This is a genomic window from Pararcticibacter amylolyticus (assembly GCF_003130405.1).
In the GTDB taxonomy this organism is placed as follows: Bacteria; Bacteroidota; Bacteroidia; order Sphingobacteriales; family Sphingobacteriaceae; genus Arcticibacter; species Arcticibacter amylolyticus.
The window spans coordinates 1-881 of record NZ_QEAS01000082.1 but is presented as its reverse complement, the minus strand read 5'-3'; the positions used below and the strand labels follow the sequence as shown (position 1 = coordinate 881).

Sequence of the window (881 nt, the reverse complement as noted above, 5' to 3'; positions counted from 1 at the left end):
CTTACCCAGTTTTCATCTTTGCTGATGGTGAGGTACAGCTGGCTGGCCTGATAGTTCCCGCTGGTGGTCAGGTTCCTTTGGTGCTGCTGGCCTGCCGTGGTGACGGCTTCTGCCCGGTAAAGGCGGACAGACCGGTCTCCGCTGGCGGTATTGGTGCTGTATTCGGTCTTGCCGGTATGGCCTGATCCGCTCACGCCGCTGGTGCTGAGCTGCCAGGGGGCGCCGGGGGCTCCTTGTTCTTCTACCCTGTTCAGGGGCGAAGGCTCAAAGCGGGTCTGGGCAAAGGGGTATGGAATGGGGCTCACTCCTGATCCGGGGGACGTGTAGTAAGCGGGCTGGCTGCTAAGAGCTGCGGCCTTATAGCTGCCGGTGTTACTGGCATCGGCATACGGGAGGTATTTCGTTGCTTCCCGGCCGAAGGCGTCGTATTCGTTGGGGACGACCAGGTCCTTGTTCTGGGATGGGGCTCCTTTGTATTGTACGGTCTGAAGGGGCCTGCCCAGGCCATCGAAGTACTGGATGGTGGACTGGACGTCGGATGCGCTTTTGTTGATCAGGTTGACCGTGCCGTCGAAGGGTTTCCTGGGTGTCATCGTCAGGATGTAGTTCTGGTCCTGGCTGGGACGCGGACCATCACTGGTCACAGCAAAGGTAATAGTGGTACTGCCGGTACCGCTGCTGCTGCGGGCGGTGATCGTATACGTAGTTAAAGGACTGGATACCGTTGGGGTCCCGCTGATGGTGCCGGTCTCGGAATTCAATGTCAGGCCGGCGGGTAATGCGGGACTGATGGTGAAGGCCGGGGTCACGACGATCTTGCGGATCACATTGCCGGTATTATTGCCGACATAGATATTGCCCTGGCTGTCCTGGCAGATCCC

The 881-nt window shown here is 59.3% G+C and carries 1 protein-coding gene; it reads right to left on the bottom strand.

All coding sequences use genetic code 11. From position 1 onward, the window contains the following. On the bottom strand, positions 1-881 hold an 881-nt coding region (locus tag DDR33_RS25145), incomplete at both ends, for a DUF6443 domain-containing protein (protein ID WP_202913854.1).